Source organism: Chitinophaga sp. (assembly GCF_019236475.1).
Classification (GTDB): Bacteria; Bacteroidota; Bacteroidia; order Chitinophagales; family Chitinophagaceae; genus Chitinophaga.
On record NZ_JAFAIX010000011.1, the window covers coordinates 114,628 to 132,018 of the forward strand.

At 42.8% G+C, this 17,391-nt stretch carries 23 protein-coding genes; 4 read left to right on the forward strand and 19 right to left on the reverse strand.

The features are described from left to right. Positions 1-44: 44 nt before the first annotated feature. The 19 genes from rpsN to fusA form a co-directional block, all read right to left on the reverse strand. Entirely contained in the window at positions 45-314 is a 270-nt protein-coding gene (gene rpsN, locus JO154_RS15070) for a 30S ribosomal protein S14 (protein WP_167020975.1), read from the reverse strand. Positions 315-334: 20 nt separating this feature from the next. Next, complete coding sequence (gene rplE, locus JO154_RS15075; RefSeq protein ID WP_291946898.1) at positions 335-910, reverse strand: 50S ribosomal protein L5; 576 nt, start codon at positions 908-910, stop codon at positions 335-337. Next, a complete protein-coding gene (rplX, locus tag JO154_RS15080; protein WP_291946900.1) occupies positions 910-1,248 on the reverse strand; it encodes a 50S ribosomal protein L24 in 339 nt (112 codons plus the stop codon). The genes rplE and rplX overlap by 1 nt, the downstream gene beginning before the upstream one ends. A gap of 168 nt (positions 1,249-1,416) precedes the next feature. Continuing rightward, a complete protein-coding gene (gene rplN, locus JO154_RS15085) occupies positions 1,417-1,785 on the reverse strand; it encodes a 50S ribosomal protein L14 (RefSeq protein WP_073083202.1) in 369 nt (122 codons plus the stop codon). 70 nt (positions 1,786-1,855) lie between these two features. Further along, the gene (rpsQ, locus tag JO154_RS15090; protein WP_111590150.1) at positions 1,856-2,116 is read right to left on the reverse strand and encodes a 30S ribosomal protein S17; all 261 of its coding nucleotides are present in this window, start codon (positions 2,114-2,116) and stop codon (positions 1,856-1,858) included. A 59-nt stretch (positions 2,117-2,175) separates the two neighbouring features. Beyond that, positions 2,176-2,376, reverse strand: a complete 201-nt coding sequence (rpmC, locus tag JO154_RS15095; protein ID WP_199079388.1) for a 50S ribosomal protein L29 — start codon at positions 2,374-2,376, stop codon at positions 2,176-2,178. Positions 2,377-2,443: 67 nt separating this feature from the next. Continuing rightward, the gene (rplP, locus tag JO154_RS15100) at positions 2,444-2,863 is read right to left on the reverse strand and encodes a 50S ribosomal protein L16 (RefSeq protein WP_111590148.1); all 420 of its coding nucleotides are present in this window, start codon (positions 2,861-2,863) and stop codon (positions 2,444-2,446) included. 53 nt (positions 2,864-2,916) lie between these two features. After that, positions 2,917-3,693, reverse strand: a complete 777-nt coding sequence (gene rpsC, locus JO154_RS15105) for a 30S ribosomal protein S3 (RefSeq protein WP_291946905.1) — start codon at positions 3,691-3,693, stop codon at positions 2,917-2,919. Between the two features lie 59 nt (positions 3,694-3,752). Continuing rightward, positions 3,753-4,100, reverse strand: a complete 348-nt coding sequence (gene rplV / locus JO154_RS15110; RefSeq protein ID WP_111590146.1) for a 50S ribosomal protein L22 — start codon at positions 4,098-4,100, stop codon at positions 3,753-3,755. Between the two features lie 47 nt (positions 4,101-4,147). Then, positions 4,148-4,414, reverse strand: a complete 267-nt coding sequence (gene rpsS / locus JO154_RS15115; protein ID WP_111590145.1) for a 30S ribosomal protein S19 — start codon at positions 4,412-4,414, stop codon at positions 4,148-4,150. Positions 4,415-4,482: 68 nt separating this feature from the next. Then, the gene (gene rplB, locus JO154_RS15120; RefSeq protein ID WP_291946909.1) at positions 4,483-5,316 is read right to left on the reverse strand and encodes a 50S ribosomal protein L2; all 834 of its coding nucleotides are present in this window, start codon (positions 5,314-5,316) and stop codon (positions 4,483-4,485) included. An 88-nt stretch (positions 5,317-5,404) separates the two neighbouring features. Continuing rightward, positions 5,405-5,704 (reverse strand): 50S ribosomal protein L23, encoded by a 300-nt coding sequence (rplW, locus tag JO154_RS15125; protein ID WP_291946911.1) that lies wholly within the window; start codon positions 5,702-5,704, stop codon positions 5,405-5,407. Positions 5,705-5,756: 52 nt separating this feature from the next. Then, complete coding sequence (gene rplD, locus JO154_RS15130) at positions 5,757-6,395, reverse strand: 50S ribosomal protein L4 (protein ID WP_291946913.1); 639 nt, start codon at positions 6,393-6,395, stop codon at positions 5,757-5,759. A gap of 1 nt (position 6,396) precedes the next feature. Then, positions 6,397-7,014, reverse strand: coding sequence for a 50S ribosomal protein L3 (gene rplC, locus JO154_RS15135; RefSeq protein WP_291946916.1), 618 nt, complete (start codon positions 7,012-7,014; stop codon positions 6,397-6,399). 193 nt (positions 7,015-7,207) lie between these two features. Further along, the gene (rpsJ, locus tag JO154_RS15140; RefSeq protein ID WP_012789286.1) at positions 7,208-7,513 is read right to left on the reverse strand and encodes a 30S ribosomal protein S10; all 306 of its coding nucleotides are present in this window, start codon (positions 7,511-7,513) and stop codon (positions 7,208-7,210) included. Positions 7,514-9,243: 1,730 nt separating this feature from the next. Next, entirely contained in the window at positions 9,244-9,843 is a 600-nt protein-coding gene (locus tag JO154_RS15145) for a hypothetical protein (RefSeq protein WP_291946920.1), read from the reverse strand. 269 nt (positions 9,844-10,112) lie between these two features. Then, a complete protein-coding gene (locus JO154_RS15150) occupies positions 10,113-10,883 on the reverse strand; it encodes a polysaccharide deacetylase family protein (RefSeq protein WP_291946922.1) in 771 nt (256 codons plus the stop codon). A gap of 24 nt (positions 10,884-10,907) precedes the next feature. Beyond that, positions 10,908-11,696: a glycosyltransferase gene (locus JO154_RS15155; protein WP_291946925.1), complete on the reverse strand. Its 789-nt coding sequence runs from the start codon at positions 11,694-11,696 to the stop codon at positions 10,908-10,910. Between the two features lie 324 nt (positions 11,697-12,020). After that, on the reverse strand, positions 12,021-14,165 hold the full coding sequence (fusA, locus tag JO154_RS15160) for an elongation factor G (protein ID WP_291946927.1): 2,145 nt from the start codon (positions 14,163-14,165) through the stop codon (positions 12,021-12,023). Positions 14,166-14,850: 685 nt separating this feature from the next. On the opposite strand from fusA, the gene JO154_RS15165 reads away from it, so the two are divergent. The 4 genes from JO154_RS15165 (at position 14,851) to JO154_RS15180 (ending at position 17,386) form a co-directional block, all read left to right on the forward strand. Further along, complete coding sequence (locus tag JO154_RS15165) at positions 14,851-15,177, forward strand: hypothetical protein (protein ID WP_291946930.1); 327 nt, start codon at positions 14,851-14,853, stop codon at positions 15,175-15,177. Positions 15,178-15,191: 14 nt separating this feature from the next. Then, entirely contained in the window at positions 15,192-15,698 is a 507-nt protein-coding gene (locus JO154_RS15170; RefSeq protein ID WP_291946933.1) for a T9SS type A sorting domain-containing protein, read from the forward strand. 31 nt (positions 15,699-15,729) lie between these two features. Then, positions 15,730-16,896, forward strand: a complete 1,167-nt coding sequence (porV, locus tag JO154_RS15175; protein ID WP_291946936.1) for a type IX secretion system outer membrane channel protein PorV — start codon at positions 15,730-15,732, stop codon at positions 16,894-16,896. 76 nt (positions 16,897-16,972) lie between these two features. Next, positions 16,973-17,386 (forward strand): hypothetical protein, encoded by a 414-nt coding sequence (locus JO154_RS15180; RefSeq protein WP_291946939.1) that lies wholly within the window; start codon positions 16,973-16,975, stop codon positions 17,384-17,386. Positions 17,387-17,391: the final 5 nt, after the last annotated feature.

Sequence of the window (17,391 nt, forward strand, 5' to 3'; positions counted from 1 at the left end):
AATGGCGCCTTAATGGGCCATTTGAGCTGCATTCCAGGAAAATTTTACCAGCTAGCTTTTCTTACGCCAGGGATTTTACCAGCAAGTGCCAGGTCGCGGAACATGTTCCTGCAAAGGCCAAAATGACGCATGTATCCTTTAGGACGACCGGTCAGTTGGCATCTGTTTTTCAGACGAACAGGAGAAGCGTTCTTAGGCAGTTGGTCCAGAGCAGTATAGTCACCAGCAGCTTTCAGCGCAGCGCGCTTCTCTGCAAATTTGGCTACCATAGCTTCTCTTTTCCTTTGTCTGGCTTTTACGGATTCTTTTGCCATAGTTTTATTATCGTTTCGATTTACTGATTATCTTTTTTCATGTTCCTGAACGGCATACCCAGTTCTTTCAGCAGCTCGTAAGCTTCTTCGTTGGTGGTAGCAGTTGTTACGAAAGTGATATCCATACCAGAGATTTTGGTCACTTTATCGATATCGATTTCAGGGAAGATGATTTGTTCTGTAACACCCATGGTATAGTTACCACGACCGTCAAAAGCTTTCTCGTTGATACCTTTGAAGTCACGTACACGTGGCAGGGATACAGCGATCAGGCGATCCAGGAAGTCATACATATTAGTAGCACGCAGTGTAACGCGAGCACCGATAGGCATGTTCTTACGGAGTTTAAAGTTGGAGATATCCTTTTTAGACAGGGTTGGGATAGCTTTCTGACCAGCGATACGAGTCATTTCATCCACAGCGATGTCTACCAGTTTTTTATCACCTACAGCACCATTGATACCTTGGTTCAGGCAGATTTTTACCAGGCGAGGAACCTGCATTACAGTTTTGTACTGGAATTTCTTCATCAGTGCAGCAACAACTTCCTCCTTGTATTTTTTCTGCAGTCTTGGAGTATATGTAGTGTTAGCCATTATTTAATTACCTCCCCTGATTTTTTAGCGATACGAACTAATTTACCGTTTTCTCTCTGTCTGTTGATACGGGTAGGAGCGCCAGTTTTGGCATCCCACAGCATCACATTGGAAAGAGCGATAGGAGCTTCTTGCTTAACGATACCACCTTTGGTATTTTGAGCAGTAGGCTTCGTGTGCTTGGTAATAATGTTAACGCCCTCTACAATAATGCGGGCTTTGTCAGGCTGAACTTCCAGCACTTTACGAGCTTTGGTTCTGTCCTTGTCATCACCGGCAATAACCGCAACCAGGTCGCCCTTCTTAATGTTGAATTTAGGCTTAAATCTAGTTTTCATTACTTTGATTTATTTATAAACGCCAAGCGAAACGTCTGTTTCGCTTGATAAATGTTTTTTCGTTCTTGCAAACGGGCTGCAAAGATAAGAAATATTTACAAATAATGGAATTTTGGGATTTTCCGGTAAAAAACAGGAAAAAACCAAAATTCCAAATTCGATAATATCTTATAACACCTCAGGAGCCAGGGAGATAATTTTCATATAACCCTTGTCTCTGAGCTCACGAGCAACCGGACCGAAAATACGGGTACCGCGAGGTTCGTCTGAGTTGTTCAGCAGTACAACCGCGTTATCATCGAAACGGATATAAGAACCGTCTTTACGACGTAATTTGTTTTTGGTTCTTACGATTACGGCTTTAGTAACCATACCTTTTTTCGCACCACCGCCAGGGATAGCATCCTTAACGGTTACCACAATTTTATCACCTACTTTAGCGTAGTCCTGACCGGAGTTACCTAATACGCGGATGCAAAGAACTTCTTTAGCACCAGAGTTATCAGCTACGTTCAGTCTTGATTCCTGTTGTATCATCGTAATGAGTTTGTTGTTTAATCAGCGGCTGAAACCAGGATTGCTGGCCACAGCTTGAAACAATTATAAATTATTTTACTTTTTCGATTACTTCTACCAGTCTCCAGCATTTGTTCTTAGACATAGGACGGATTTCCATGATTTTCACGGTATCGCCAATGCTGCACTCATTTTTTTCATCATGAGCCATGAACTTGGTAGTTTTTTTAAGGAATTTACCATAGATCGGGTGTTTTACTTTACGTTCCACCTTTACTGTAATGGTTTTATCCATTTTGTTGGAGGAAACCACACCAATCCTGGATTTTCTTAATTTTCTTTCGGTCGTCATTGTTAAATTATTTAACTCTCCCGGAGGAGGTCATAAATGTTATACTAATGCTTGGAGGATTAGAAGCCCAGTTGTCTTTTGCGCAGTTCGGTGTTCATGCGTGCGATATCGCGTCTCACGGAGCGGATGCTCATTGGATTCTCGATTGGCGTAATTGCATGACCGAATGTCATTTTCTTCAAGCGCAGTTGCTCAGCAGAGATTTTCTCTTTCAGCTCCTGTTCGCTCAGGCTTTTCAGATCCAGCTTTTCTTTTGCCATTGTATTTGATTTGAACAGTACCCGTTTTAGCGGGAACTGGATTATTTGTTAGATTGTGTACCTCAGATTACGCAACGAAGTCGCGGCTGGTTACAAATTTCACTTTGATAGGCAGTTTCTGAGCTGCGAGTTCCATTGCTTCTTTAGCAACTTGTAAAGGAACGCCGTCTGCTTCGAACAGGATTCTACCTGGTTTCACTACTGCTGCCCAATGGTCAAGTGCACCTTTACCTTTACCCATCCTTACCTCGAGAGGTTTTGCAGTGATAGGTTTATCAGGGAAAATGCGGATCCAAACGTTACCTTCACGTTTCATGTGCCTAGTTAAAGCAACACGAGCAGCTTCGATTTGTCTGTCAGTGATCCATTTAGGTTCTAATGCTTTGAGGCCGAAAGTACCAAAGGACAGGGTAGCGCCTCTTTTAGCGTTCCCTTTGATGCGACCTTTGTGCATCTTCCTATGTTTCACTCTTTTTGGCTGTAACATCGTCTATATTGTTAATGTTAATAGTAATTGTTTAAGTCTGGTACCGTTTGATATTATCTACGGCCACCGCCACGGTTGTCACCGCCTCTTCTTTCACCACGCTCTCTTCTTTCTCCGCCACGGTGATGATCGCCATGTTCACGGCCACCGCGGTTATCGCCTTCTTTACCAGTCAGGACGTTAGGATTCAGATCACGTTTACCGAGTACTTCACCTTTACAGATCCATACTTTGATACCGATTTTACCGTAAACGGTCAGTGCAAACAGGGAAGCGTAATCGATGTCCATACGGTAAGTATGCAAAGGAACACGACCTTGTTTCATTTCTTCAGCGCGTGCGATTTCAGCACCACCCAGACGTCCGCTTACTTTAATTTTGATACCTTCAGCACCCATTCTCAGTGCAGTAGCAATTGCCATTTTGATAGCGCGTTTGTAGTTGATACGGCTTTCGATTTGTTTAGCAATTGTTTCGGCAACGATGTTGGCATCCATTTCAGGGCGACGGATCTCCAGAATGTTAATCTGAACATCTTCTTTACCTGTCAGCTTCTTCAGTTCTTCCTTGATGCGGTCAACTTCGTTACCACCTTTACCTATGATGATACCAGGTTTAGAAGTATGAACAGTGATAATCAACTTACCTAAAGTTCTTTCGATCACAACTCTAGAAATGCCACCTTTGTTGATACGGGCATTCAGATAAGTTCTGATCTTGTTATCTTCGATCAGTTTGGTAGCAAAATCTTTTTTGCTGCCATACCAATTAGAGTCCCATCCTCTGATGATACCTAACCTGTTACCAATAGGATTTGTTTTCTGACCCATGTTCTGGTTATTTGTCTATTAGTTTAATAGTTTTAATTTCTCTCTTTGGTATGAAACACTTAAGCGTTTTTACCGTCCACTACGATCGTAACGTGGTTACTTCTCTTACGGATTCTGTAACCTCTACCTTGTGGAGCTGGGCGCATTCTTTTCAGGGTGCGGCCGCCGTCAACCATGATAGTTTTAACGATCAGGTTAGCATCTTCTACCCTTGCACCTTCGTTCTTCACTTTCCAGTTAGCGATAGCAGATACCAGCAGTTTTTCTAAAGGTACGCTTGGGTGCTTAGGATGGAATTTCAAAATATTCAAAGCCTTTTCGACATCCAGACCACGGATCAGGTCTGCCAGCAAACGCATTTTGCGGGTAGATGTCGGATTATTGTTCAGCTTAGCTACTGCTTCCATTTTATAAATTTCTTTTATTATTTAGCGTCTGATTGCTCAGACTATAATTACATTTTCTTGTTAGCGTGTCCTCTGAAGTTACGAGTAGGTGCAAATTCGCCCAGTTTGTGGCCAACCATGAATTCCGTTACATAAACAGGAATAAATTTGTTGCCATTGTGAACTGCGAAAGTGTGGCCTACGAAATCAGGAGTGATAGTAGAACGGCGGCTCCAAGTCTTGATAACAGTACGTTTGGTGCCTGCATTCATTTTTTCTACTTTATTCTCTAATTTCTGGTCTACGTAAGGACCTTTTCTTATGGAACGAGCCATGTCTATTTATTTATGATTTTCATTTTCGGATTCCGGTTTTTCAGGACCGGAATCCGAATGCCGAAATATTATAATTTTTTACCGTTCTTTCTGCTGATGATCAGTTTGTCAGAGCTCTTATGCGGTTTTCTGGTTTTCAGACCTTTCGCATATTTACCTGTTCTAGATCTAGGGTGACCACCTGAAGATTTACCTTCACCACCACCCATTGGGTGATCTACTGGGTTCATCGCAACGCCTCGGTTACGAGGACGGATACCTCTCCAACGGTTAGCACCTGCTTTACCGATAGATTGGAGTGCGTGATCAGAGTTAGAAACGGTACCTACAGTAGCCATACAGGTGTTCAGCACTTTACGGAGCTCACCAGAAGGCATTTTCAGTACTGCATATTTTTCTTCTTTGTTGCTCAGTTGGGCATAAGCACCAGCGCTTCTTGCGATAGCACCACCTCTACCTGGCTGCAGCTCGATGTTGTGAACAACAGTACCGAGAGGCATGTTTTTCAGCAACAGTGCGTTACCTACTTCAGGTGCAACTTCAGGACCGCTGATAACGGTACCACCAACTTGCAGACCTTGAGGAGCGATGATATAACGTTTTTCACCGTCAGCATAGCTCACCAGTGCGATAAATGCGCTACGGTTTGGATCGTACTCGATCGTTTTAACGGTAGCTGGGATATTTTGTTTATCGCGTTTGAAGTCGATTACACGGTATTGTTTCTTGTGTCCACCACCGATGTAACGCATGGACATTCTACCTTGAGCATTTCTACCGCCACTTCTCTTAGCAGGCTCGAGGAGACTTTTTTCAGGGGTATCCGCAGTCAGCTCAGCGTAAGCGTTGCCTATTTTCCAGCGGGTACCGGCTGTCATTGGTTTAAATTTCTTCAGTGCCATTATTTACTTCCTAAAAAGTTAATGTTATTGTTTATAGTTACTAATCTGTATATACATCCACATCCCGGCTTATTCGGCCGGAACGGCACTACATGTTAGCATACAGATCGATAGTTTCGCCTTCTGCGAGGGTAATAATCGCCTTTTTGTAAGACGGTTTTTTACCTGATATGAAACCGGCTTTAGTAAAGCGGAATTTAGCTTTACCTGGCATAACTGCGGTATTCACTTCTGCCACAGCAACACCATAGAATTCTTCCACTGCTTTTTTGATCTCCAGTTTGTTGGCTTTTTTGTCAACGATGAAGTAGTAGCGGTTGAATTTTTCGGTGGCTTTATTCACCTTTTCGGTTACTACCGGTTTGATTAAAACATCTGATGGTCTCATCTTATATAGCTTATAGCTTTATAGCTGTGTTATTTAATTGGTTTACAACTCCTTAAGCTTCTACAGGCTCTTCAGTGAAGATTTTAGCAGCGCTTTCTGTGAATACCAGGAAGTTGCTATTCATGATATCATAAGTGTTGATATCACTCAGCATAGCTCCGTCCACAGTAGGAATGTTTCTTAAAGACAGGTAAACACTTTCGTTGTATTCAGGAGTGATAAACATAGTTTTCTTTCCTTCAACGTTGATGTTCAGGTTCTTTAAGATACCAACGAATTCTTTTGTTTTTGGAGTCTGGATAGCCAGATCCTCAACAATGATGATGCTGTTTTCTTTAGCTTTAACTGACAGGGCAGAGATCTTAGCCAGATCTTTCACTTTTCTGTTCAGTTTAATAGCCCAAGAGTGAGGTTTTGGTCCGAAAATGGTACCACCACCTTTGTAGAGAGGGTTACGGATGTTACCTTTACGAGCACCACCAGTACCTTTTTGTTTGTGCAGTTTACGGGAAGCACCTTTTACTTCAGCACGGGTTTTCACTTTGTGAGTACCTTGACGCTGAGCAGCCAGGTATTGTTTAACTGCCAGGTAGATTACGTGGTTGTTAGGCTCAACACCAAAAATCTCCTCAGGCAGATCAATAGATCTTCCTGTTTGCTTACCTTGTATATTTAAGATATCGATCTTCATGTTACTTCTGGATTAAAACGATTGAACCATTGTGGCCGGGAACGGAACCACTTACCAGGATATAATTCTTTTCAGGGAAAATTTTCAGAACTTTCAGGCCTTTCACTTTCACTCTTTCATTACCTGTCTGACCTGCCATTCTCATACCCTTGAAAACGCGGGAAGGATAAGAAGATCCACCAACGGAACCAGGAGCTCTGGATCTGTCGTGCTGACCGTGGGTAGCTTCACCCACACCGCTAAATCCGTGGCGTTTAACAACACCCTGGAAACCTTTACCTTTAGAAGTACCTACAACGTCAACTAATTCACCTTCTGTGAAGATATCACAGGTGATAGTTTCGCCGAGGGCTTTCTGTACATCGTGGTTGCGGAATTCTTTTACAAAACGTTTGGGAGAGGTGTTTGCTTTCGCGAAGTGACTCAATTCAGCTTTTGTAGTGTGTTTCTCTTTCTTATCTCCGAAAGAAACCTGAATTGCATTGTAACCGTCTGATTCCAGGTTTTTTACCTGTGTTACAACATTGGGACCAGCTTCGATAATGGTGCAAGCAGTTTGCTTACCATTCTCCTCGAAGATACTGGTCATACCAATTTTTTTACCAATAATACCTTTCATTTTTATATGATTTTACCCAGCGCCTGGGGGATTTCTAGCTATCCCCAGGATGGGCGGTTTAAATACATTTATTGGGCGGCCGCCCAGAAGGCGCGACCTATGTCAATTATGTTAAAATTGTTACTCACTGCTAATCAGCAGAGTAACCATAAATCAATTAAAGGCGGGCCTTTTGCCCAGCCTTGCTGTTGTCCTATGCTTTAATTTCAACTTCAACACCGGAAGGTAAATCCAGTTTGCTGAGCGCATCTACAGTTCTAGAAGAAGAGGTGTAGATATCCAGTAAACGCTTGTGTGTGCACAACTGGAATTGCTCGCGCGCTTTCTTATTTACGTGCGGGCTACGCAGCACTGTAAAAATTTTCTTCTCTGTTGGTAAAGGAATTGGACCTGTTACCACGGCGCCCGTGTTACGCACGGTTTTAACGATCTTCTCAGCAGATTTATCTACCAGGTTATGATCGTAGGACTTCAGCTTGATTCTTATTCTCTGAGACATATGCAATGAACTTCTCTTTGTTTTTTCCCTTTACAATTTGGGAGGGCAAAGGTAATCCTTTCTTTTTATTTGGCAAATAATTCTCCGGAAAAAAATATAAGATGACTGACAAAAGACATGCTTTGGCAGCGCAGCAGGTGGGGTTATTAGGTTTTTCTCCGCATGATGAGGCCGATAGAAAGCATTCATTTTGTGTTGCTTAGGCCTTATGTTTTGTTAACATGCTGGGTTGACAAATATATATAAACCTCCCACAGAAAACCAAAAATATTTTTCCCAATCCCAAAAAAATTCCAAAAAATAAGGGCTGCCCCTCAGAGCAGCCCTTTGGAATAACCAGAGCAAAAAATCAGCCTATGGCTACCTCTTACAGAGGCAGACCACCACCGATACCGCCCAGTAATGAGTTTACTAATCCTAAGATCAGTGACAGCAGTTGATTCAGTAATGCCATAAAAGAAGGTTTTAATAGGTAATCGCCTACTCTCTTTATTTACCCGGTTTTCGGCTTCGCCAGGGGTAACTTTCTTACCAGGCCCCGAAAATAAACGCATTCCACCACTTAACAGCCATTCATTTTGTTCATTTACACCATCCTGTTCATTTCATTCATTCCGCTACAGTAAAGGCTTTCACGCCCATTATATATCTAAAAAAATTAATTCAGTAAGCAATCCTAATAAAAAAACCGCTGCGTTTATCACACAGCGGCCAATCGATTTGGAAAGGGAATATTATTGCACCTAACTAATTCCCTTTTAGGGGACACTTACAGTCCACCCAGTAATGACTTGAGCAGAGCAATCAGTTGTTGCAGTAATTGATTCAGAGCACTCATTGGTAGTGAATTTCATAGTGATTGCCTACTCTATTCCGGGTTTTCGGCTAAACCCCTAGGGATGTTAATTGCAACCTCTGCCACAACCTCCATCACCACCTCCACAAAAACTTGCAAGCCATGCAAACAAGCATTTTAAGAGATCACACAGTGATCCTCCATTAGCGTCAATAGAATCCTGGAACATAATAAAAGGTTTTTAAACTTATGCCTACTCTAGTAAGGGTTTTCGGCGTTTCCCTGCTAAAATAAAGCAGCTAGTCTTTCAACAAGCCACATAGCATTTTTCAGCAACTCAGTTATAATGTCCAGAATAATATCACTGCGGAATAAAGGCTGCGCAGTTTAGCAACAACATGTTCATTTTTATTTTGCCTACTCTATTCCCTGGTTTTCGGCAATACCCCAGCAGGAAGTCATATTCCTCCTAAAGCTGATAACAGCGATGCCAGTAAACCCTTTAAAAAGGCTTGTAATGCATTCAAGATCATTGTGTTAAAATACTTTTTTTGTTTGCGCCTTCTTTTTCAGGGTTTTGACATAATCCTGGTAATTGACAGGCTGTCCTTTTGACAACCTAACTTATCTTACCAAGCAGATGCAGTAACAGTGTTCACAAATTTGATCACTGCAAAAAGGATTGTACTTAACATAGTAACAACAATTTTAGTTATCCGAGCCTACTCTTTTCTTGGTTTTCGGCAATCCCATGCAAGACTTCTTTCAAGCCTATTTCGCTAAAGTACATGGTGATAGCGACATTCCATTCATTCAGTATATTCATTATTTAATCACTTGTTCATTCTGTTCATTCCTTATCCAGTAAGGATTCCTAAACAAAATGATCCTGAAGGTTTTCTTCAGGATCATCTCAATATAACAGACTAAACCATTATTTTTTGTTACGTTCTTCTCTGTACAATTGCTTTGCTTTTGCAGTAGGCAGATAAATCTGGAAACCTATTCCCAGGCTCAACCTGTTTGCTGTAGTAGAATTACCACCACCCACAGTTAGATCATACTTGAATAAACCTTCCAAACCTACATTTGGGGTAATAAAATAAGAGATACCAGGTCCGATACCTACGTTAAAACCATTGGTAGTAGTTCCATTTGCTGGGTTACGCCCTGCAAAACCAGCATTCGCTTCTGCGAAGAACCGTACACGCTTAGAAAACTCCAACTTACGAATGTTCTTATCTTCCACGTAATAACGGGCAAAAGCACCTACCCCGTAACTTACATCTGATCCAGCTCCCTTCGAGGTCTGCAACCCAAAATTTGCATATCCCCCAATAGCCAGCCCATCCTTGATAAACCAACCAATCTTAGGATCCAACACAAAATTGAAGGTCGTACTGGAATTCTGAAACACTACGGCCATATTGGTAATATCTGAGCCTATCATGAGATTTCCTTTCTGAATCTGAGCACTGGCACTACCTAAAATCAGGGTAAAAAATACAAGGGTTAAGAGACGAATTTTTTTCATAGTCTAAATTTTAATTATTGAATGTCATGCTGACTGTTAAAGACGATGGAATCTATTCGCAGGTGGGATTAAATAAGATAGGCGCTCATAGTCTCTCTTCACAGGATCTGCCAATACAGTATGAATGATAACATCTACCAGCTAAACACTGTACTTCAGATAGTACAATACCAGCAGTAAAGCGGTTGTTTTCAGCTACTTACCGTCAATAACAGTTTTTACATTCAGGTTGTTGAATGAATGACCAAGAAAATTATTAGAAAATGAAATCAGGAGGGAAGGATGTCTGCATGCGCACAAAACTTCCCTTTCTTTTGTAAAAAGGCGAGGAATCCTTCCAGTTTGCGGCACATCTTTTCTCCACTTACGCGGCTGATATAACCCGGTAAATTGTAACCCTGAAGGTCTGTGAGCTCCCAGGGATGGAAATAAAAGGAGAGATAAGGGTCTTTTTTCAGGATTTGGCGACTAAAATGCCTAGTCAGCCATAAAGGGGCATTCTTGACACTGAGCCAGAATATGGGATAACGCACCATCGGCGATACAGAACTGGGAATAATCCAGAGATTATCCTTGCGGAACATCGTTCTAGGGAGATGCCAGTTATTGTATCGGCCGGGTAACCAAGTGGGGTTTACAGAAGAATCATATTGATAACCAGCCTTTTGCAGTGCCTCCATATTCACCTCTCTTAAACGAGGCATACGGAAACCTTTTACCTGCTGCCCACTAATTTCCTGTAAGGCAAGGCGAGACCCTTCCAGGTCTGCATCGGTAAAACTACTGTGATAATAAGCATGGGAAGCGACCTCATGACGTGCGGCAATACGACGAATCAGTTCAGGATAATGCTGTGCCCAGTAGGCAGTGATGAAGAAGGTAGCACGGACATTATATTTTTCAAAAATATCCAGTGTTGTTTGCAACCCACGACGAGAGACTTCAAGTTTGTCTTGCAGGGAAACTTGTCGCCCAAATTCTTCGGGTATATCAAACTCTTCCACATCTACACTAATCAATATCCTTTTCTGTTGGCTCATATTAATTTCCGCTATACTATATGGCTAGGCGCCTTTGATAATCTGGAGGTAATTTTTCAGTTCTTTCAGCAACAATTTGAAGCGGAAAGCAGAAAAAGTGATACCTGGACGGCAGAATACAGGCACGGTACCGATTTTAAGGCGGTTACGTTTTCCTGCTTTATACATAAATTGGCTGTCGTACAGGAAACCATCGATGGTAGTACTCAGGAGAATATCGCGGCCCAACATATTAAAACCTTTGAGGCCAGCCTGCGCATCGCTCACTTTCATTCTGAGAATGAATTTATTCATCGCACGGTTGATACGCGTGATGATGCGACGTTTGCGCGGCAGTTCACGCAGGTACGCGTCTCCCCTTTCTCCTGCTACAACATCTGCACCATGTTGTAGGGAATCATACACTGACCTGATGGCAGGAATGCCAAAAGGGAAATCCAAGTCTGTATACACTTGATAAGCATGTTGAGAGCGTTTCACGCCTTCTCTAACAGCAAAACCTTTACCTCGGTTTATTTTGTTATCGACGATAATAATTCCAGGAATAGCTGCTTCTAGCCAGGAGATGTGTTTTGTTGTAAAATTCTTCAGAGAACCATCATTTACCAGAATCAACTGTACTGGCACAGTTCCCATCACATTCACTACTTCATGATAATGCTGGATCAGCGATTCTACCCACTGGCCTGATGGATTCCAACATGGGAGGATCAAATCGAGGCCAGGAGTAAGAACAACCGGTTCTGCCGGTTTTATGATAACAGTTGCAGGAGGTGCTTGCTGTACTATAGGTAATGTTACTGTATATGACATAGTTCTGACGGCTATCAGTAAACGAAACAGGTATTAATTTTAACACTAATTCACACTTCAATACCTATGACGCGCCAGTAATGCATTACCCTCTATTATAAAAAAATAAAAAAAGGGCTCCCGGAAAAGACCGAAAACCCTGGCAGGCAAAAAGCATTTATACAGTTGCAGGTTATTATCTGTAAAATATAGAAACTTACTGCATTCACAATACCATTTTAGGGGGATTATGGGGAGACAGCCAGTCCTTGGGGCGGAATAGTTTAAAACAAAAAGGGTGTCCCTGGAAGGAACACCCTTTTCTTATTCGTTGACGCTTAATGATTAAGCGTTTACTTTTCCTTTAACTTTCGCGATCACTTCTTCAGCAACGTTGTTTGGTGCTGGAGCATAGTGAGAGAACTCCATGATAGAAGTTGCACGACCGGAAGACAGGGAACGGAGCTGAGTTACATAACCGAACATTTCGCTCAATGGAACTTTTGCTTTAATTACCTGAACACCGTTTTTAGAGTCCATACCTTCCAGCATACCACGACGACGGTTCAGGTCACCTGTTACGTCACCCATGTATTGGTCTGGGGTTTGAACTTCTACTTTCATGATTGGCTCCAGCAGAACTGGTTTAGCTTTACGAGCAGCTTCACGGAAAGCAGATTTAGCGCACAACTCGAATGCCATAGCATCGGAGTCCACGTTGTGGTAAGAACCGTCAAACAGACGTACTTTCATGTTCACCAGTGGGAAGTTAGCCAGAACACCTTGGGTCATAGAAGCTTCGAAGCCTTTCTGAACAGCAGGGATAAATTCTTTTGGAATAGCACCACCGAAGATGTCGTTAATGAACTGGAAGTATTTACCGTCGTTTTCTTTCATCCATTCTGCATCAGCAGGGCCGATTTCAACTTGGATGTCAGCGAATTTACCTTTACCACCGGTTTGTTTTTTGAATACCTCACGGTGTTCAACTTTAGCGGTCAGGGCTTCTTTGTATGCCACCTGAGGAGCACCTTGGTTAACTTCTACTTTGAACTCGCGACGCATACGGTCAACGATGATTTCCAAGTGAAGCTCACCCATACCGGAAAGAACTGTTTGACCAGTTTCTTCGTCAGTTTTCGCTTTCAGGGTAGGATCTTCTTCTACCAGTTTAGCGAGGGCCATACCCATTTTATCAACGTCTGCTTGAGTTTTAGGCTCGATAGCGATGGAGATAACTGGTTCAGGGAAGGTCATTGATTCCAGGACAATTGGGTTATTTTCATCACACAAAGTGTCACCGGTTTTGATATCTTTAAAACCAACAGCCGCACCGATATCACCAGCTTCGATGAAATCGATAGGGTTCTGTTTGTTTGCGTGCATCTGCATGATACGGCTGATACGCTCGTTTTTACCAGTACGTGTATTCAGGACATAAGAACCTGCATCCAGGTGACCGGAGTAAGCGCGGAAGAATGCCAGACGACCTACGAAAGGATCTGTCATGATTTTGAACGCCAGAGCAGCGAATGGTTCTTTAGCATCCGGTTTACGTTCGATATCTTCACCAGTATCAGGGTTAGTACCTTTTACTGCTTCGATGTCCATTGGAGAAGGCAGGTAACGGCAAACCGCATCCAGCATTTTCTGAACACCTTTGTTTTTGAAGGAAGAACCGCACATCATAGGGATGATAGCGATATCGATGGTAGCTTTACGGATAGCTTCGTGGATTTCTGCTTCGGTGATAGAGTTAGGATCTTCGAAGAATTTCTCCATCAGTTTATCATCGTAATCAGCAACTGCTTCTACGAGGTTAGCTCTCCATTCGTTAGCTTCTTCTACCATGTCAGCAGGAATTTCAACTTCCTGGTAGGTAGCACCTTTACCTTCTTCGTCCCAGATGATACCTTTCATGGTGATCAGGTCAACCACGCCTTTGAAAGTATCTTCTGCACCGATAGGCAGTACTAAAGGAACAGGGTTAGCACCCAGCATTTCTTTAACCTGCTTAACTACGTTCAGGAAGTCAGCGCCGGAACGGTCCATTTTGTTAACGAAACCGATACGTGGTACGCGGTAGCGGTTAGCCTGGCGCCAAACGGTTTCAGACTGAGGCTCAACGCCAGATACAGCGCAGAACAGTGCCACCAGACCGTCCAGTACACGCAGAGAACGTTCTACCTCAACGGTGAAGTCCACGTGACCTGGAGTATCGATGATGTTGAATTTATATTGCTTGGTGTCTGGAGTACCTTTACCCTGTAAAGTTGGGAAATTCCAAAAACAAGTGGTAGCAGCAGATGTAATGGTAATACCTCTCTCCTGCTCCTGTGCCATCCAGTCCATGGTAGCGGCACCTTCGTGTACCTCACCAATCTTGTGGGATTTACCTGTGTAATACAGGATACGCTCTGTGGTAGTGGTTTTACCCGCATCAATGTGCGCCGCAATACCAAAGTTCCTTTGAAATTTTAAGTCTGCCATAATATTAAAATGACTAAATAATGCAATTTGGGGGGCAAAGGTAATCTTTTTCCAGCAATAAATAAAACGTCCCACATTGGGAAAATGTTATTTCTTCTTTAACGATTTTTCTCATGTAATAGCTCTGCCGTCAGCCCTTCAAAAACTACCGGATTCGAAAAATTATCTGCCAGATTTCACTTATTCAAGATAATTTTTTAAATGATTCGATACATTTAGAGAACATTTATGTGGTATCTGGTGTTCAATTGCTCAGGCGGTCCCCAAAAAGCTAGGGTAAACAATTCTAATTGAATGTTTTAACAAACTAAAGCACCAGCGACATAATTCTTTATTTTATAAACCGATAAACCATGATAAAATAATACTTATCCTCGTATCAGCACATTATTTCAGAAAGACTCCAAAATCAATACAGAACAGGTTTTCACGCTAAATCAGGCCTTAAATTCTGTAGGATAAGCGACAAATCTAATTTACCCCATAGTTACTGTTCATTGCCGACCGCAATTCATGGGGCAGTAAATGCAATCACGCGAATTTTTCAACACTCATCCTTGCGCAGAAGGACACGGTAATTTATTCCATACCATCCTGGTAGTACTCATTTTAGCTGCTGAAAAAATAATGCAGTTTTCATGTTTACCTCCAATTGGTATATGTCGACTAATGCTATCACAAACCCATGCACAATACGGCATGGGATGGCTGTGTAGTGGCGAAACTGAAGAAATTCCGGGAACTGACTGGTAAGGGTGCCTCATTAAAATGCAGAGATATGGAAATTATCATACGCACCATGCTGGAGGACCTCCGGATGTTGCATCAATTCCTTCAAAAATCCAGCCATTCGAACAAACAACAAGTGCCTGCGGAAGTACTGAGAGCGGAAAATGAGCACTTGAAAGCGGTATTAGAAGCTACTGACAAATTGATCCAGCTCCTAGAGGAAGAATCGGAGTCTGGTATGTGGAAAGATGTAATTATCTCAAAATCTGATAATAATACATAACAACAGTCTCACTTATGAATGTTTTAACACGTACAGGTATTTGCCTATTCACGTTGCTGGGAGTAGGCATTACCGGTGCAAAAGCGCAGTTAGTCCTCAACAGGCAAGTAGTAGCCACCTCAGGTGGCAGCGGCACTGTAGGGACGCTCCGGATGCAGTATACCATCGGGGAACCGGTGATAACGCTGATAACGGACGGGCACCTACTACTAACGCAAGGATTCCAGCAACCCGAAGAACTCCCCCCAGCGCCCCCAGGAGCCAATTTGCTAAAAGGGTATATCATCTTCCCAAATCCGGCATCCACCAATCTGAAAATTCAGATGGATTTACTGGCACCGTCTTATGTTCAGATTGAACTCATTAACACCGCAGGTCAGACAATGTATACCGAACAGCAATCCATGGGAGCTGGAAGGAATACGATGGTCATAAGTGTAAACCGCTTTGCCGCAGGGATTTACAGCCTTCGATTGAAAGTCGGACCCACGATCTTCTACGAAAAAGTCATTATCCAGTAACCTTCATCGCACCCCACTAAAAAATTTCATCATGCAAAAATGTTACGTATTGATTTTGCTGGTGTGCACCCTTTTGCTACCATCTTTGATGATGGCACAGAAAAGTCAGCAACGACCGGCCGACATTGGCGCGAGTTTCCTGCTGGTCAATCCGGATGCACGCAGCGCTGGTACCGGCGATGCCCCCACGGGTTTAAGTCCTGATGTTAACGCTCTATGGTCTAATGCCGCCAAAATAGTATTTGCCGGCAACTGGGGCGTAAGTGCCAACTATGCCCCCTGGATGTGGGGAATAAATAACAGTCAATCCAATATGGCTTATGTAGCAGCCTTCAAAAATATTGGGAAAGAGGAAAATCAGGCTGTTGGCCTGTCTATGAAATACTTCAACTATGGTAACATTACCTTTCGGGATGACAATGGTACGGTCATTCAGGACTACACACCAAAGGAATTCGCTGTAGATGGCAGTTATGCCAGGAAGTTGGGACAACATACCTCATTGGCTATATCGTTGAGGTATATACGCAGTCAACTGGGACAGGGAAATTTCAATGGTCTTCAGCAAAAACCTGCATCTGCAGTGGCAGGAGATATTGGCTTTTATTATCAGAACAGTGTGGACAAAATGGATTTTGGCAACAGGTACTGTTTTGGTGTAAGTATTACCAACCTAGGTAGTAAACTATCGTATACAGATGATAAGGTCCGTAAAAGCTTTCTGCCAATGAATCTGCGGATTGGTGGCGGATATGCATTTGTCAATACATCGGAGCATACATTTACGCTCACCGCAGAAATTAATAAGCTCCTTGTGCCAACCCCACCTATTTATGCAGTTGACTCCAACGGCGTAGTTACCAATACAATTATCAAGGGACAGGATCCAGACAGGAGTGTGGTAAGCTCCATCTTTTCCTCTTTTGGAGATGCCCCTGGCGGATTTACAGAGGAGTTGAGAGAATTTACCATTGGTTCGGGAATAGAATATTCCTACAAGCAGATGCTTTTCCTAAGAACCGGTTATTTCTATGAGCATCCCAACAAAGGTTACCGGCAGCATTTCAGCAGTGGCATAGGTTTGCGCTTTCAGAATATAGCGCTGAATATGGCTTATCTGATACCAACAGATGGAAGCCTTTATGCCAAGAAAACACTCCTATTCTCGTTGGTATACAATATTTCCGGAGATAAATGATACCAAAGCGTCTTAAGCGACTGGTGTCTCTCTAAAACACATCATCACATTTAATCAAAAAAACAAACATCCCCATATGAAACCACTGATCATTTTAATGCTATTCATTGTGGCATTACAGTTGCCTAACCTGGCGAGCGCACAGGATCAAAAAGTGCCGATCAAGACATCGGATGGAGCGATAGCCCCACTGAAACAGGAAGTCGTACCGATCAAACCTGGTTCGGGAGCTCCTGCAGCAATGCCTCAGACCTTTGCTGCCAGCCAGGCACAACAAAGCGGCAAACCAGTATCCATGGTTCCTGCGGATAAGAGCCAGACTGTGGTAACTCCGGCTGCTACGGGCAAAATAACCAACACCACTTCCACCCTTCCCACCCAGCAGTTATTCAAACCTGTTGTCAATGATAATCGGCCTCCGATCATAGAACAACAAGGTCCGGCTAATTCCAATAGACCATTTATTACCCCACAACCTGCTAAACAATAAAATAC

Bases quoted from the DNA above. Each gene is read 5' to 3' on its own strand.
- rpsN (WP_167020975.1), bottom strand. From the start codon at position 314: ATGGCAAAAGAATCCGTAAAAGCCAGACAAAGGAAAAGAGAAGCTATG.
- rplE (WP_291946898.1), bottom strand. From the start codon at position 910: ATGGCTAACACTACATATACTCCAAGACTGCAGAAAAAATACAAGGAG.
- rplX (WP_291946900.1), bottom strand. From the start codon at position 1,248: ATGAAAACTAGATTTAAGCCTAAATTCAACATTAAGAAGGGCGACCTG.
- rplN (WP_073083202.1), bottom strand. From the start codon at position 1,785: ATGATACAACAGGAATCAAGACTGAACGTAGCTGATAACTCTGGTGCT.
- rpsQ (WP_111590150.1), bottom strand. From the start codon at position 2,116: ATGACGACCGAAAGAAAATTAAGAAAATCCAGGATTGGTGTGGTTTCC.
- rpmC (WP_199079388.1), bottom strand. From the start codon at position 2,376: ATGGCAAAAGAAAAGCTGGATCTGAAAAGCCTGAGCGAACAGGAGCTG.
- rplP (WP_111590148.1), bottom strand. From the start codon at position 2,863: ATGTTACAGCCAAAAAGAGTGAAACATAGGAAGATGCACAAAGGTCGC.
- rpsC (WP_291946905.1), bottom strand. From the start codon at position 3,693: ATGGGTCAGAAAACAAATCCTATTGGTAACAGGTTAGGTATCATCAGA.
- rplV (WP_111590146.1), bottom strand. From the start codon at position 4,100: ATGGAAGCAGTAGCTAAGCTGAACAATAATCCGACATCTACCCGCAAA.
- rpsS (WP_111590145.1), bottom strand. From the start codon at position 4,414: ATGGCTCGTTCCATAAGAAAAGGTCCTTACGTAGACCAGAAATTAGAG.
- rplB (WP_291946909.1), bottom strand. From the start codon at position 5,316: ATGGCACTGAAGAAATTTAAACCAATGACAGCCGGTACCCGCTGGAAA.
- rplW (WP_291946911.1), bottom strand. From the start codon at position 5,704: ATGAGACCATCAGATGTTTTAATCAAACCGGTAGTAACCGAAAAGGTG.
- rplD (WP_291946913.1), bottom strand. From the start codon at position 6,395: ATGAAGATCGATATCTTAAATATACAAGGTAAGCAAACAGGAAGATCT.
- rplC (WP_291946916.1), bottom strand. From the start codon at position 7,014: ATGAAAGGTATTATTGGTAAAAAAATTGGTATGACCAGTATCTTCGAG.
- rpsJ (WP_012789286.1), bottom strand. From the start codon at position 7,513: ATGTCTCAGAGAATAAGAATCAAGCTGAAGTCCTACGATCATAACCTG.
- JO154_RS15145 (WP_291946920.1), bottom strand. From the start codon at position 9,843: ATGAAAAAAATTCGTCTCTTAACCCTTGTATTTTTTACCCTGATTTTA.
- JO154_RS15150 (WP_291946922.1), bottom strand. From the start codon at position 10,883: ATGAGCCAACAGAAAAGGATATTGATTAGTGTAGATGTGGAAGAGTTT.
- JO154_RS15155 (WP_291946925.1), bottom strand. From the start codon at position 11,696: ATGTCATATACAGTAACATTACCTATAGTACAGCAAGCACCTCCTGCA.
- fusA (WP_291946927.1), bottom strand. From the start codon at position 14,165: ATGGCAGACTTAAAATTTCAAAGGAACTTTGGTATTGCGGCGCACATT.
- JO154_RS15165 (WP_291946930.1), top strand. From the start codon at position 14,851: ATGCACAATACGGCATGGGATGGCTGTGTAGTGGCGAAACTGAAGAAA.
- JO154_RS15170 (WP_291946933.1), top strand. From the start codon at position 15,192: ATGAATGTTTTAACACGTACAGGTATTTGCCTATTCACGTTGCTGGGA.
- porV (WP_291946936.1), top strand. From the start codon at position 15,730: ATGCAAAAATGTTACGTATTGATTTTGCTGGTGTGCACCCTTTTGCTA.
- JO154_RS15180 (WP_291946939.1), top strand. From the start codon at position 16,973: ATGAAACCACTGATCATTTTAATGCTATTCATTGTGGCATTACAGTTG.